The sequence below is a fragment of the Citrobacter sp. RHB35-C21 genome, assembly GCF_013816515.1.
Lineage (GTDB): Bacteria > Pseudomonadota > Gammaproteobacteria > Enterobacterales > Enterobacteriaceae > Citrobacter > Citrobacter braakii.
On record NZ_CP057147.1, the window covers coordinates 4,779,452 to 4,794,347 of the forward strand.

Annotated in this window: 14 protein-coding genes; 4 read left to right on the forward strand and 10 right to left on the reverse strand. The window is 53.5% G+C overall.

From position 1 onward, the window contains the following. Positions 1 to 34 precede the first annotated feature (34 nt). The 5 genes from ubiA to malK form a co-directional block, all read right to left on the reverse strand. Entirely contained in the window at positions 35 to 907 is an 873-nt protein-coding gene (gene ubiA, locus HVZ39_RS23175; RefSeq protein WP_003826589.1) for a 4-hydroxybenzoate octaprenyltransferase, read from the reverse strand. Positions 908 to 920: 13 nt separating this feature from the next. Further along, entirely contained in the window at positions 921 to 1,418 is a 498-nt protein-coding gene (gene ubiC / locus HVZ39_RS23180) for a chorismate lyase (RefSeq protein WP_016155346.1), read from the reverse strand. 180 nt (positions 1,419 to 1,598) lie between these two features. After that, positions 1,599 to 2,546 carry a maltose operon protein MalM gene (malM, locus tag HVZ39_RS23185; RefSeq protein WP_016155345.1) on the reverse strand — a complete coding sequence of 316 codons (948 nt, stop codon included), beginning with the start codon at positions 2,544 to 2,546 and terminating at the stop codon, positions 1,599 to 1,601. A gap of 113 nt (positions 2,547 to 2,659) precedes the next feature. Then, the gene (locus HVZ39_RS23190; RefSeq protein ID WP_047499541.1) at positions 2,660 to 4,018 is read right to left on the reverse strand and encodes a maltoporin; all 1,359 of its coding nucleotides are present in this window, start codon (positions 4,016 to 4,018) and stop codon (positions 2,660 to 2,662) included. 176 nt (positions 4,019 to 4,194) lie between these two features. Next, positions 4,195 to 5,304: a maltose/maltodextrin ABC transporter ATP-binding protein MalK gene (gene malK / locus HVZ39_RS23195; protein WP_016155343.1), complete on the reverse strand. Its 1,110-nt coding sequence runs from the start codon at positions 5,302 to 5,304 to the stop codon at positions 4,195 to 4,197. A 359-nt stretch (positions 5,305 to 5,663) separates the two neighbouring features. Here malK and malE point away from each other — a divergent pair, with 359 nt between their 5' ends. The 3 genes from malE (at position 5,664) to malG (ending at position 9,491) form a co-directional block, all read left to right on the forward strand. Continuing rightward, positions 5,664 to 6,854, forward strand: a complete 1,191-nt coding sequence (gene malE / locus HVZ39_RS23200) for a maltose/maltodextrin ABC transporter substrate-binding protein MalE (protein WP_016155342.1) — start codon at positions 5,664 to 5,666, stop codon at positions 6,852 to 6,854. A 187-nt stretch (positions 6,855 to 7,041) separates the two neighbouring features. Beyond that, positions 7,042 to 8,586 (forward strand): maltose ABC transporter permease MalF, encoded by a 1,545-nt coding sequence (malF, locus tag HVZ39_RS23205; protein WP_046275306.1) that lies wholly within the window; start codon positions 7,042 to 7,044, stop codon positions 8,584 to 8,586. A 14-nt stretch (positions 8,587 to 8,600) separates the two neighbouring features. Continuing rightward, entirely contained in the window at positions 8,601 to 9,491 is an 891-nt protein-coding gene (gene malG, locus HVZ39_RS23210) for a maltose ABC transporter permease MalG (RefSeq protein ID WP_016155340.1), read from the forward strand. Positions 9,492 to 9,873: 382 nt separating this feature from the next. Here the strand turns inward: malG and psiE are convergent, their stop codons facing one another. Further along, complete coding sequence (gene psiE, locus HVZ39_RS23215; RefSeq protein ID WP_003031674.1) at positions 9,874 to 10,284, reverse strand: phosphate-starvation-inducible protein PsiE; 411 nt, start codon at positions 10,282 to 10,284, stop codon at positions 9,874 to 9,876. A gap of 135 nt (positions 10,285 to 10,419) precedes the next feature. Between psiE and HVZ39_RS23220 the strand changes: the two genes are divergently transcribed. Further along, the gene (locus HVZ39_RS23220) at positions 10,420 to 10,875 is read left to right on the forward strand and encodes an acyltransferase (RefSeq protein ID WP_161784581.1); all 456 of its coding nucleotides are present in this window, start codon (positions 10,420 to 10,422) and stop codon (positions 10,873 to 10,875) included. A gap of 34 nt (positions 10,876 to 10,909) precedes the next feature. Here HVZ39_RS23220 and HVZ39_RS23225 read toward each other — a convergent pair whose 3' ends face one another. The 4 genes from HVZ39_RS23225 to yjbE form a co-directional block, all read right to left on the reverse strand. Next, entirely contained in the window at positions 10,910 to 13,006 is a 2,097-nt protein-coding gene (locus HVZ39_RS23225; RefSeq protein WP_046275308.1) for a YjbH domain-containing protein, read from the reverse strand. Further along, entirely contained in the window at positions 13,006 to 13,743 is a 738-nt protein-coding gene (locus HVZ39_RS23230) for a capsule biosynthesis GfcC family protein (protein WP_181633018.1), read from the reverse strand. Before HVZ39_RS23230 ends, HVZ39_RS23225 begins: the two co-directional genes overlap by 1 nt. Continuing rightward, on the reverse strand, positions 13,740 to 14,378 hold the full coding sequence (locus HVZ39_RS23235; RefSeq protein WP_016155335.1) for a YjbF family lipoprotein: 639 nt from the start codon (positions 14,376 to 14,378) through the stop codon (positions 13,740 to 13,742). The genes HVZ39_RS23230 and HVZ39_RS23235 overlap by 4 nt, the downstream gene beginning before the upstream one ends. Before the next feature lie 63 nt (positions 14,379 to 14,441). Then, positions 14,442 to 14,684: an exopolysaccharide production protein YjbE gene (gene yjbE, locus HVZ39_RS23240; protein ID WP_003826562.1), complete on the reverse strand. Its 243-nt coding sequence runs from the start codon at positions 14,682 to 14,684 to the stop codon at positions 14,442 to 14,444. Positions 14,685 to 14,896: the final 212 nt, after the last annotated feature.

A 14,896-nucleotide genomic window follows, 5' to 3' on the forward strand; every position in this document is an offset into this window, starting at 1 on the left:
TGACCGGTTTTTTATTTTGCAGGCTAAGCCAAACTCAAAAATGCCAGTAGCTCATCGCCAGCCCTAAGAACAGCACCAGACCGACGTAGTTATTGTTCATAAACGCTTTAAAACAGGCATCACGCTCGCGATTGACGATCAGTTTCTGCTGATATACAAACAGCGCGCCGGCCACCAGCAGAGACCAGTAATAACCCAGTCCCAGCCCGTTTAGCCAACCCACCAGCGCCATCAGCACCAGTACGCCCACCTGCAGGATACCAATGATCAGCTTGTCGTTTTGACCGAACAGAATCGCGGTCGATTTAATGCCGATCTTCAGGTCATCATCGCGGTCAACCATCGCATACTGCGTGTCGTAGGCCACCGCCCAGAGAATATTGGCGAGGAACATCAGCCAGCAGCTCAGCGGTACGGACTCGCTTACGGCGGCGAACGCCATCGGGATCGACCAGCCAAACGCCGCCCCCAGCACCACCTGCGGCAGGTGCGTATAGCGTTTCATGAACGGGTAAACCCACGCCAGCGCTAACGCCGCAACGGACAACAAAATGGTCATCGTGTTGAGCGTCAAAACCAGCAGGAAGGCCAGCAGTACCAATACGACGAACAGCGTTCGGGCCTCTTTTTCAGTGACGGCCCCGCTTGGCAGCGGTCGATTTGCGGTGCGTTTAACGTGTCCGTCAAATTTCCTGTCGGCATAATCATTCACCACGCAGCCAGCAGCGCGCATTAACCAAACGCCAGCGACAAAAACCGCCAGGATCCACAATTGTGGCATGCCTGGGGTTGCCACCCACAATGCCCACAGCGTAGGCCAGAGCAGCAGTAAGGCACCGATTGGCTTATCCGTACGCATCAAGCGGTGAAATGCCAGCAGCTTATTCTGCGTCAGACTCCACTCCATCTTTATCTTCCTCTCAGTACAACGGCGATGCAGGTAGAAAAAGCTCGGTAAGCATCAGCGGCTTACCGCTCAGCCGCAGGCGGGAACGGCGCCCCCACAGCGCTGCATCGCGGCCAATCTCAATAAAATCTCGGGTCAATGTCGATGATGTAAACAGGTAACGTCCGAGCGGGGTTTTTCCCAGATTTTGTAAGGCCAGCTCAGGGCCGCACAAGGTTGATTCAGGCACCACGGTCCGCCCGGCAAGCCAGGGTTCACCATCCGCGCATAACAGGATCTCACGTAACCAATAACGGGACTCTTTAGGCAGCAGCGGCAGCTCTTCAGGCACCTCATTTTGCCCAACGAATGCTTCGCGAATCAACGTTACGGTGACCTGTTTTCCCTGCTGCTCAAAACGTTTAGTCATGGAATCTTCCAGTAACAACCAGTCGAGCAGTTGGGCGTCCAGCGCCGGGATCGCATCAAAATAACGCAGCGCACGCAGTTGCGTTAACGCAGGGTGTGGCATGCCTTACTCTCCGATTTATAACTTGAAGGCATTGTATCGCAGAAAATGCATTACGGGGTGAGCAAACACAATTAAGTGATCGCCAGAGCAACATAAGTGTAACAATTAGCACCGAAGGATAAAAAAAGGTGCGCCAGGAGACGCACCAGTTGTTGCAAAATCAACAATGCGGGGCGATGTTTACCCCTTGCCTTTTACACTGCTGATAAAGGTGGATCGGGCAGATTTGGATCCCAGACGCTCAGCTTCATCAAGCAGCTTCAACGCTTTATCGACATCGCCTTTCGCAACAGCATCCTTAATGCCCTGGTTAAAATAACTTTCCGTGTCGTTCAGCATCGGCTCACTTTTCTTCACCGGTTGTGGCGCTGGAGCAGCAACGGCTGCTGCCGGTGCCGCATAGGTCACCGCAGGCGCGGCGGTATTGCCCACCGTGACAGGACCAGGGCCGGATGAGCCAAACAGCGGCCCGACCAGAACACTGGAGGAGGAGCTGGTTTTGACTTTCAGTTTCAGTAAACCGTCGGTGGTATGACGGGCGATCGGGTCTGGAATATCCGGAATAGCGTTACCTACGCCCTTGGCATAGGCTTTTGCCGGGTCAAGCAGGGTTGTGGTCTGCTGGAGATCTTTATCAGTGGTAAAGACCAAAACATAGAGTTTTTGCTGACCCAGCGCTGGCGTCAGACGCATTACTCCTTCCAGACGATCGGCACTCATCACGCCGGGCTCCTGGTAGGTAAAATAGCTGCTGGGGAAGAACGCAGATGGCGTCATGTTTTGGTCAAGAATTAATACGTTTGGCGCAAATACGCTGGTTTGTTTATTCACTTCACTGGACAGCGTCAGAGTGAGCTCGCCAATATTCGCCGGGACGCTATACGCAGCGACCGGGCCGGTAATACCGGCGACATCCAGACGCTGACCCGCTGTCGCAAGCGGCGAAGACTGGGTTTTGGATTGATCAACAGGCGTCCAGGTTAACTGCTGCAGCGCAGCAGTGGGAATAGATGGGGCCGCGGTGGTGTTCTGCGGAACAATATTCACATCGGCCAGGCTGATGCCAGGTGCGCTGGCAAATAACCCTGCAGATAAACAAAGGGCAACGAGACTTTTCTTCATTTTCATTGTTATCACCTCAGATAGCATGGGTTCAGCGGTGGCCAGGCAATAGCGCGCTAAACCGTAATCAAGAGGGGCTTGCGCCCCTCTTTCGGTCTTTACGTCAGGTTAGTGCTGAATTACCACCAGATTTCCATCTGGGCACCGAAGGACCACTCATCGCTGTCGCCACGGCTGGTTGTGCTGAGGCCAGAGTTCGTTGCCGCTGCGAATTTGGTTACGTCGTTACCATTTTTGATGTAACCCCACTCTTCATCCCATTTTGCATAGGTTGCGAAGACGCGGATTGCCGGACGAGACCAGATGCTGTCACCCGCCTGCCATTGTTGGGCCAGGGTGATTTTGTACTGGCTGTTGCGATCGCTGGTCTGCTGAGATTTGACGTTGTCGTAACCGACTTCCAGCAGGGTGCTCATGATTGGCGTCCATTTATACATCGGGCGAATACCGACGGTGTACCATTCGGTCCCCAGGTCGTTATCCATGTCGAGGTTCTGGTACATACCGACGTACATCAGGTCCCACTTGTCGCCCAGGGAGATTGCACCGTGGTCCAGCACGCGGAACAGGCTACCGTTGTTATTCACAACATTGTTGGCATAGTTGGTTTTAACGCCAGTAACGGGATCTTCAATGGTCGTAGTGGAAGAACCATAAGAACCCTGGTTCAGGCCTTTGCCCTGGGTGGTCATGGAATCTGTGGCGTACTGAACGACAAACTTGTTGTAGCCCTTCAGCATGCTCTGGGTATGTTCAGCGGTGAACATCCAACCATCTTTAGATGCGCCGTCCGCCAGCCTGTAATCATCGGTGGTATTCGCGCGACCATAGTCAACGCCCAGTTCCAACATCCCATCCGGGTTAGTTGCCAACTGCGCTAAACGAACGTCAAATACATCGTTCGCGGTGTCTTTGGTACGATCATAGATATTCTGGCTGCTGAAAGCGTATGAACCACCCGCTTCCTGTGAACGGCTCGCCGCCAAAGACAGTTTACCGAAGCCCAGATCGATGTTTTCAATACCGGCGCCAGGACCTGAAATATCCCAGTAGTAGAAGTCGATCATGTGTACGTCATGACGCTGGTAGAAGCGCTTACCGGCCCAGATAGTGGAGCCTGGCAGCCATTCGATCAGGTTTTTACCCTGCACGTTTGCTTCACGGAATGCCGGGTCTGTGCCTTCCCAGTCATTCTGCTGTGCGACGGAGTAAGCAACGTTGGTGTCGAAGTAGAAGCTCTTATCGCCTTCTTTCCACACTTCCTGACCTAATTTGATTTCCGCATAGGTTTCACATTCGTTACCGAGACGGTATTTACTTTGTGCACCGGTTGCCTGGAAACACTGTTGTTCACCGCCACTCCCTGTCCAGCCAATACCGGAACGAGCGTAACCGTGGAAATCTACAGCCATTGCCTGAACAGACATAATGCCTGCTGCTACAGCAACCGCCAGAGGGAGTTTGCGCAGAGTAATCATCGTTCTATCTCCTGAGATCATTGCTTTTCTTTAAACGCGTCCCCCTTCGGGCTGCCTCTTTGTTGGCTGCGTTCTTTCACCCCAGTCGCGTACTCTTTGTACACTCCCGGGGATTCATTTACTTGCCGCCTCGATGTAGCTTCGAATGGCTTTGCGTTTCGTTTTTTATGGGGACCTTAAACGCCCGGCTCTTGATGCAACCGACGACATGCAGTGCCATCCTCACGGAACAGATGGCAACGCTCTGGCGGCAGGCCGATAGCGAATGTGGCACCCTCTTCTACCAACACCACGTCGTTCTGGCGGTAAACCAGGTTTTGACGGATGGCGGGGATCTGGATATGAATTTGAGTTTCGTGACCAAGCTGCTCGACCACCTGCACTTCACCTTCGAGGGTGACATCGGCGATATCGCTGGGCAGCAGATGTTCCGGGCGGATACCTAAAGACATGTTGGCACCAACCTGTACCGCATGGCTGTCCACTGGTAGCCATATTTGCTGGCGGTTGGGCAGTTCAACCTGCACCTGATCGATGGCCGTCCCGGTGACTTTCACCGGCAGGAAGTTCATCTTCGGCGAACCAATAAAGCCCGCCACAAAGCGGTCAGCCGGATAGTGGTATAGCTCCAGCGGTTTGCCGACCTGCGCCACGCGACCAGCATCCAGCACCACTATTTTGTCGGCCAGCGTCATCGCTTCGACCTGATCGTGGGTGACGTAAATCATCGTGCGGCCCAGACGTTTATGCAGGCGGGAGATTTCAATACGCATTTGCACACGCAGAGCGGCGTCGAGGTTCGACAGCGGTTCATCCAGCAGGAATACGCGCGGCTCGGCGACCAGCGTTCGGCCAATCGCCACACGCTGACGTTGTCCGCCGGAAAGCGCTTTCGGTTTACGCTCCAGCAAGTGCGCCAGTTGCAGAACTTCCGCGACCTGATTCACGCGCTGATTCATCACCTCTTTTTTTGCGCCAGCCAGTTTGAGACCAAACGACATGTTTTCTGCGACGGATAAATGGGGATACAACGCGTAGGACTGAAAGACCATGCCCACGCCGCGTTCGGCGGGGGGAATGTCGTTCATCCGGGTCTCCCCGATAAACAGGTCGCCACTGGTGATGGTTTCAAGTCCGGCGATCATACGCAGCAAGGTCGACTTACCGCAGCCTGACGGTCCGACAAACACCACGAATTCCCCTTCGTGAATGTCGAGATTGATATCTTTCGATACCACCACGTCACCCCAGGCTTTCGTTACATTTCGCAGCTGTACGCTCGCCATGCCCTTCTCCCTTCGTTACAACCTGTCATCGACAGCAACATTCATGATGGGCTGACTATGCGTGATCCCTTGACTGCGTGAATCCTCCACCCCCGGCTTTTTTATGGGGGAGGAGGCGGGAGGATGAGAGAACAGCGTCTGAGACCCGGGCCGTACGCCGCGGAGGAATTTCGTGATGCAGCCTGCAAAAATCAGTGGGTTTTTATGTGCGCCAGTACGCAATAATCACATTTATGTAACACAGGTCACATAAAGAGCGGGTGGGGCGTAGGGGTAAGGAGGATGGAAAGAGGTTGTCGTATAAAGAAACTAGTAACCGTTAAGCCACCTCTGCAAAATCACCAAACAGGATGGGAACTATGAAAATCAAAACTGGCGCACGCATCCTCGCATTGTCTGCATTAACGACGATGATGTTTTCCGCCTCGGCTCTCGCCAAGATTGAAGAAGGTAAGCTGGTTATCTGGATTAACGGCGACAAAGGCTATAACGGCCTCGCTGAAGTGGGCAAAAAATTCGAGAAAGACACCGGTATCAAAGTCACCATTGAGCACCCGGACAAACTGGAAGAGAAGTTCCCACAGGTTGCCGCGACTGGCGACGGCCCGGACATCATCTTCTGGGCACATGACCGTTTTGGCGGCTACGCTCAGTCTGGCCTGCTGGCTGAAATCACCCCAGATAAAGCGTTCCAGGACAAACTCTATCCGTTCACTTGGGATGCCGTACGCTATAACGGCAAACTGATTGCCTACCCGATTGCGGTTGAAGCGCTGTCGTTGATTTATAACAAAGACCTCGTTCCAAACCCGCCAAAAACCTGGGAAGAAATTCCTGCGCTGGATAAAGAGCTGAAGGCGAAAGGAAAATCCGCGCTGATGTTCAACCTGCAAGAACCGTACTTCACCTGGCCGCTGATTGCCGCCGACGGCGGTTACGCGTTCAAGTTTGAAAACGGCAAGTACGACGTGAAAGACGTGGGCGTGGACAACGCGGGCGCAAAAGCGGGTCTGACCTTCCTGGTTGATCTGATCAAGAACAAACACATGAACGCGGATACCGATTACTCCATCGCCGAAGCGGCCTTTAACAAAGGTGACACCGCGATGACCATCAACGGTCCGTGGGCGTGGTCCAACATCGATAAGAGCAAGGTGAATTACGGCGTTGCCCTGCTGCCAACCTTCAAGGGTAAACCGTCCAAACCGTTCGTGGGCGTTCTGAGCGCAGGTATCAACGCTGCCAGCCCGAACAAAGAACTGGCAAAAGAGTTCCTCGAAAACTACCTGCTGACCGATCAGGGTCTGGATGAAGTGAATAAGGACAAACCGCTGGGCGCGGTTGCGCTGAAATCCTTCCAGGATCAGTTAGCGAAAGACCCGCGTATCGCGGCCACCATGGATAACGCCCAGAAAGGCGAGATCATGCCGAACATCCCGCAGATGTCCGCATTCTGGTATGCCGTTCGTACCGCAGTGATCAACGCTGCCAGCGGCCGTCAGACCGTCGATGCCGCGCTGAAAGATGCACAAGGTCGTATCACCAAGTAATACGGTTTCCCTTATTTCTTAGGGAATCAGGTTTATTGAATACGTTGTTACGCGAAATCATTCGCGCTACATCGAGGCGGCAAGGAGGCAAATCCCCAGGAGCTTACATAAGTAAGTGACTGGGGTGAGCTTCCGCAGCCAACAAAGAGGTAGTGCGAAGGATAAAGCGTAAAGAGGATTGATCCCCATGGATGTCATTAAAAAGAAACACTGGTGGCAAAGCGACCGGCTGAAATGGTCAGTGATGGGTCTGCTTGGGCTGCTGGTCGGTTACCTTGTTGTTTTGATGTATGCTCAGGGGGAGTACCTGTTTGCCATCATGACGCTGATTTTAAGCTCTGCTGGCCTGTATATTTTTGCTAACCGTAAAGCCTACGCCTGGCGCTATGTTTACCCAGGCGTTGCAGGGATGGGGCTGTTTGTCCTGTTTCCGCTAATTTGTACTATCGCAATTGCCTTTACCAACTACAGCAGCACCAACCAACTGACCTTTGAACGTGCTCAGGAAGTCCTGATGGACCGTTCTTATCAGGCGGGGAAAACCTACAACTTCGGCCTGTATCCGGCGGGTACGGAGTGGCAACTGGCCCTCACCGACGGTGAAACCGGCAAGAATTATCTCTCCGACGCCTTTAAATTTGGCGGCGAACAGAAACTGCAGTTGAAAGAAGCCGAAGCGCTGCCAACGGGCGAACGTGCGACGCTGCGTATCATCACGCAAAATCGCCAGGCGTTAACCCAACTCACCGCCATCCTGCCGGATGAAAGCAAAGTGATTATGAGTTCACTGCGCCAGTTTTCCGGCACGCAGCCACTCTATACGCTCGCTGATGACGGCACGCTTACCAACAGCCAAAGCGGCGTAAAATACCGCGCCAACAACGATATTGGTTATTATCAGGCAATTAACGCTGACGGTAGCTGGGGTAACGAAAAACTCAGCCCAGGCTATACCGTTGCCATCGGTTGGGACAACTTCGCCCGCGTATTTACCGACGAAGGCATTCAGAAACCGTTCTTCGCCATCTTTGTCTGGACGGTGGTCTTCTCCGTTCTGACCGTGATCCTCACCGTGGCCGTGGGGATGGTACTGGCCTGTCTCGTACAGTGGGAGTCTCTCAAAGGCAAAGCGATTTACCGTGTCCTGCTGATTCTGCCGTATGCCGTACCGTCGTTTATTTCGATTCTGATTTTCAAAGGACTGTTCAACCAGAGCTTCGGTGAAATCAACATGATGCTGAGCGCACTGTTTGGCATCAAACCGGCCTGGTTCAGCGACCCAACCACCGCGCGTTCGATGATTATTATCGTCAACACCTGGCTTGGTTACCCGTACATGATGATCCTGTGCATGGGTCTGCTTAAAGCGATCCCTGACGACCTGTATGAAGCGTCGGCGATGGATGGTGCAGGTCCGTTCCAGAACTTCTTTAAGATTACGTTGCCGCTGCTGATTAAGCCGCTGACGCCGCTGATGATCGCCAGCTTCGCCTTTAACTTTAACAACTTCGTGCTGATTCAACTGTTGACCAACGGTGGTCCAGACCGTCTTGGTACCACCACGCCAGCAGGCTATACCGACCTGCTCGTGAGCTACACCTACCGTATCGCCTTCGAAGGCGGCGGTGGTCAGGACTTCGGTCTGGCGGCGGCGATTGCCACGCTGATCTTCCTGCTGGTCGGTGCGCTGGCCATCGTGAACCTGAAAGCCACGCGTATGAAGTTTGATTAAGGGAGACAACGAATATGGCTATGGTACAACCCAAATCTCAGAAACTGCGTCTCTTAACAACGCACTTGCTGCTGCTGATTTTCATTGCAGCGATCATGTTCCCGCTGCTGATGGTTATCGCTATCTCGTTGCGTGAAGGTAACTTTGCCACCGGCAGCCTGATCCCGGAAAACATCTCCTGGGAACACTGGAAACTGGCGCTGGGCTTTAGCGTTGAACACGCGGATGGCCGCGTGACGCCGCCGCCGTTCCCGGTGCTGTTATGGCTGTGGAACTCGGTAAAAGTAGCCACCATTACCGCGATCGGTATCGTGACGCTTTCCACCACCTGCGCTTACGCCTTTGCCCGTATGCGTTTCCCGGGCAAAGCAACCCTACTGAAAGGGATGCTGATATTCCAGATGTTCCCGGCGGTGCTGTCTCTGGTCGCGTTGTATGCTTTGTTTGACCGCCTGGGCCAGTACATTCCGTTTATTGGTCTGAACACTCACGGCGGCGTGATCTTCGCCTATCTCGGCGGTATTGCGCTGCATGTGTGGACGATTAAGGGCTATTTCGAGACCATCGACGGTTCGCTGGAAGAGGCGGCCGCGCTGGATGGCGCAACGCCATGGCAGGCATTCCGCCTGGTGTTGCTACCGCTTTCTGTTCCGATTCTGGCGGTCGTGTTTATTCTGTCTTTCATTGCCGCGATTACCGAAGTACCGGTCGCATCACTGCTGCTGCGTGATGTGAACAGCTATACCCTTGCGGTAGGTATGCAGCAGTACCTCAATCCACAGAACTATTTGTGGGGCGACTTTGCCGCCGCAGCTGTACTTTCAGCCATTCCGATCACTCTGGTGTTCCTGCTGGCACAGCGCTGGCTGGTCAACGGACTGACGGCGGGTGGTGTGAAAGGTTAAGTTTTACCGAAGTAACTGCCCGGCAACGGGCAATGCCACTGCAACCCTCAACTTATGTTATCCCAACCTGTGACTGTTATTCGGCGCTCTACGGAGCGCCCTTTTTTATGTTATTTTGCATTACGCTTACGATTATTTCCTTTCGTGCTCCCCATCACTGCAAATCAATTTTTCGCCTGAAACTCGACAAATTAAACAGAATTAGTTTGGCGCAGGCATTATCGCCATCGGCGTGATCAACCTAAGCTTTACCATATTGGCGATCATGACGGTGGATAAATTTGAAGAACTGTGGGAACCCGCGGCGGAGAAAACCCAGCCAGCCTCTGCGCAGTAACCCTGACATGCAACACGCCGCAGCCCAATTGCGGCGTGTTGTCTTTTACTCTCGCTTCAGCCGTTTGGAATTACACAGCCACAGGGTGATCACCAGCAGCAGGATCGCCGCAGAATAGATCAGCACATCCATCGGCGCTTTATGATCGACAATGATCAGCCGCACAATCGCAGTGATCCCGATATAGACAAAGTAGCGCAGCGGAAAGTGAAAACCGGACTGAAAGTACTTCACAATCAGCGCGATAAATTCAAAGTAGAGAAAGTAAACCACCAGCCCTTCCACCAGTTCATACTTGCTGGTTTGTTCCGGCGCGAACAGCACATCCGCCAGATGCAACGTTTCTTTCCCGAGGAATACGACCAGGATCAGGCCCAGACTCAGCAACCCCAGATTCAACACGGTCTGTAAAATAGTGGAGATAAACTCCACGCGCGGACGAGATAGCGACGTCATAACAGCACCTCTTACTCAGTGGCAAGGTTCCTGTATAACGCAAAAATGTGACAGAGATCTACATTTTTTGTTTATATTTTGTGCAAGAAAGGTCAGCAGGGAATGATGTATGTCACGACACATTTCACAGGATGAATTATGCAGCTAAGACAATCCGCTGTTCGCAACGTTACCTGCGGTGAGAACGTGGTGATCTATGAACCCGCAAATCTCTACGACTGCACATTAGGGGACAACGTTTTTGTCGGACCATTTGTTGAAATCCAGGGTAATACGCAGATTGGCGCAGACAGCAAAATTCAGTCGCACACCTTCATCTGCGAATATGTCACCCTCGGCGCTCGCTGTTTTATCGGTCACGGCGTGATGTTCGCCAACGATATGTTTCGCGAAGGAAAACCCAATGCCGACCGCAACAGTTGGGGACGTATTACGATTGGCGACGATGTCTCGATCGGCAGCGGAGCGACCATTCTGGCGGTCACTATCTGTGATGGCGTGGTCGTCGGCGCGGGGAGCGTGGTGACCAAATCGATCACCGAGAAAGGCGTGTATGCGGGAAATCCGGCAAAATTATTACGTCGTTTATAGAGCCGGATAAGCGCAGGTCCCATCCGGCCATCTATCAGCGGAAGTTTTCACTCCTGTCGCTGGTCATGTCGTACAGACCAAACTTACGTCCAAGCTGCTGGCCGCCATCGCGTGTTAACGGCGTCCAGCCAATCGCCGCACGGCTGCGGGTTGGGCCTGACGAGAACAGATCCAGCGGCACAGAAACGTACACCCCTTTGGTAAAATCACCCTCTCCGTACTCATCCGGCGAGGCGTCGGTGATGGTCGCATAGCCGCCCACCACTACGCCGCTGTCAAAGCGTTTCGCCACTTCCAGCGTTCCGCCCTTATCCCCCGCCAGATACTGCCCCACGCTGGCTTTCACCAGTACATCCTGGGCGAACGAAGGATTCCAGTAAGCCGTCAAATGCCCGGTCTTCACGCTGTAGTCGGTAAACTTCATCATGTCCTGCGCGCTACGCCAGTCACGCTGTTTCACGTAGTTGGCGTCAACACCAAACGCCCAGTTGCTGTCCAGCGGGCGATACAGCACTTCTGCCCCCGCTCCGCCGTACATAGTTTCCAGATAGCCCCCGTAAACCTGTCCGTAGAACCCATTTCCGAGTGACTGGAAGTAGTTGGCCTGCAGGTTATTCACGTAGACATCGTTTTGCACATACTCACGCACATGGGTACGCACGCGTGGTAAATGCGAATCCTGCGGCGGGTTGGTGTAGTTAAACTTGTCATAGTTATTGGCGAGGTTGGCGAACAAACTCCCGGTGGTCAGCAGATGATCGGTAACCCACAAATCCGCCGTTCCCATCACGCCCAACTGATACATATAGAAGTTTTCCGGGCCGCCCACCGACTGATTTAGCACCGGATCGATGTGGAAATTGAAGCGCGACTTATCAATATACCAGCCCTGCTCGGTCGTTTTCGGTACCACGGGCTCGACGCGTTTTTGTGTCAGTTGAGTTTCATGGCCCAACGGCTCGCCTTCCAGATGGCGCTTGAGGCTGGAAACCTCCGTTTCGGTCGTCACCTGCGGCAAGTTAAGGCGGTTTTCCGTAATGCGGATCGTGCGGATCCCATCGGGAAGATCGTTCATCACGATCCGGTTAGCACGCTCGATCCCTTCGCGCGAATCACGGTATTTCACCTGTTCACCCGTTACATACAGCGTATCGCCCTGCACCTGAATTTTAGGATCCGCCAGCCCGGCGTTATATTTCAGCAGCGTTAACTGATTCGCCACCACCGAATGTTGCAGAATGGCATCCTGCGGCTGTGGTTGATATTTCGGGCGGGTATTGTCGTTATAGTTTGGTCGCAGATCGTTAAAGTTAGTCCGCAGCGTGACCCCAAACATCAAGGTATTCCCGCGCTCATAGCTGAGGTTAACGTCGGCCCAATCGGTGACGCGATAAATAGCGCCGACGTTAAACTTGCTCTTCTGATCCAACTTGCCGGCAAAATCCTGCTGGTAATTATTACCCTCATACTCCAGTTTCAGGCGCAGCGGCTGCCAGGGAGTCTGATACTCTACGCCGCCAAACAGCGACGCCGGGCCGTGGAACATCTGGCTACCGTCAATAGAACCGGCCTGCTTGTAGCTGTTATCGCGATGGCAGAATTTATCACTGTATGAGCAAAACGGATTGCTAACGTTGCCGCTGGTCCCGAGATATCCCCAGCCAAGGCCGAGAGAGAAATCAAACGGGCCCCAGGCTTTGTTCGCCACCACATACTCCGCATCAAACAGGCCGGTTCCGCCGATATCCCGCGCGCCAACCGCCACCTGCGGCATCCAGTAGCTCTCTTCCCACAGGCGAAGTTTGAGATCAAAAGCCTTATCTTTATAAGTCTGATCGCCAGAAAACGACTCCACGCCGCTGTATTTTTTGGTACGCACATCGGTATAGCGCAGGGTGGTTTCCAGCCAGGGGAAGAGTTGTACCGACGCAGAGTAGTAACGGTATTGATCGTTATCGCGGTAGTTAAGGCTCATTTCGCCTTCACGCGCCATGCGTGCGGTTGGGGTTTGCAGCAGTCCCACGCCGCCAAAGTCGGACTGGGAAGGTCCAATGGGCGCGGGCCAGGTTTCACCATGGCAGGCAACGCTTACGCCCAGCGCCAGTAAGCTGAGCAGATAAGTTTTTCTCATTATTCGGGTATCCGCTGGGTCAGGGTGCGAAGAATGTCGGCATTGATTTCATCCGGGGTGCTGCACCAGACAGCATCAGAGAGTCCGACAAAAATGATGCTGCCGGGCATCGGCTCAACGTGACGTTCGTTCCAGTAGGCGACCGGGACTTTTTGCGTGCGTCCGTCGGGATAGATGACCCAGGCATAGCTACGATCTGCGCCGCTGAGCCGACGTTGCCCATCGAGATAGCTGGCGATATCGCGCCCGGGCATAAACGGTTGTTTACCCGGATGACTTAGCAGGCCAAACAGCGTTATATCCGTTGGCTGCGGTCCGACCCACAGCGTGTAATTGCCCTGCAACGGCGGGTTGCCTCGCTCACTGACGCGCACAACATCCGGGTCGAGATTAATCTTCTGTCTGCCGGTCACCTTCAGCGCCTGAATTTGCTGGCGCAATGCGTTGATAGCCGCGGCATCGTCACCGCTTTCTTCAGCGCTGAGCATCGCCAGACGAGCCAGTAATGCCTGCTGCTGACGCTCTGCTTCCGTCGTTGCCCGCTCTTCGCTGATAACCGCTCCTGGCCACCAGCTATTACTCAATCGCGGCTGCCCAACCAGGTCGAGCAGATGTTCGGCCCCGGTCAACGTTTTTGGCTCTTCGCTGGCGGAGGTAAAGACCTTAATGCTACCCGCAGCAAAAACAGACGCTGCGCTCAGGCTCAATAGCAGCGCCACAACGGCTCGTTTCATCATGATTTTGCCGCCTTAATCAGCGTGGTTTTCACCGGGAAGTAACGTGCGCCAAGATACTGTTCCGATTGGCGAATCTGCCCTTCACTGTCGATCCAGTAGCGGTTATGCCAGCGCGTTTGATCGGTGGTGACTTCTTCGTCAAGGATTCGTACTGGCGTATCTTCGCTGCCCACCTTAATGGTGTCAGTGCCATCCCATTCGAAAACCGAGCGGGCGGTGGCATAGCGCACCTGCTGATGTTCGGTCCAGCCCATCGTGCGGGTCCACGTTGCCCCATCGACTATCTGGTTTGGTTTGATGAGCGGATCTGCCGCGAGATTATTCACCTCGATCAGGTTATCCCCGCCGAGATGCGTTTTCACCATGCGCCCAGACTGCGTGACGAGAATGGCCCGATCCTGAGTCACCCATTTCTGCTGTCCGTTTTCCGCGAACGCGAGTACCACAAACAGTTGTGGGCCGCCGTTGAGCTGCATGTACTGGCTGGCGTAGGGCATGTTTTTGATTTCATCGTCCGTCATCTGTACGCCGGGAGTACCAAACACGCTATCCCATAGCGAATGGCCCAGCCCTTCGGTGGTGGCTGAGCACGCCTGTAATAACAGGCAAACCATTATCAGCACTGGTCGCTTCACGACATTTCTCCGCAGCGGCAAAATAACCACACCGAAGTGTGGTTAGAATTAAACGTACCGGTATTACTGGGTACTGGTAGTTGTGGTGGTTGTGGTTCCGGTGTTAGAACCATCGCCGCCACCGGTTGCCGCAAGGGCAACCCCCACCGCAGAACTTACGGTGCTCACGCTGGTTGCGGAGGAACTTCCTGCCGAAACCGACGCGGCAGCCGACCCTGCAGCCTCACCCACCTGAACGGGGGCAGCATAGACAGAAGTCGCCGCAAGCGCAGATATAGCCCAAAGGCCATACAGAACTTTTTTCATCACAAATTCCCTTCATTGTATGAATGGAGATTTACCCAAAAGAATTTCGGGCGAGATCGATTATACACAAGCCAAAGTGTGCAAATTACGCCAGGGGGGAATTTAGGATAATTAGATAGCAAGAAATAAAATGATTAACGGCAGATAATTAAATCAATACAATCATAAAGTTAAAATATAAAAACAAAAACACAACATCCGGTAATTCTGAA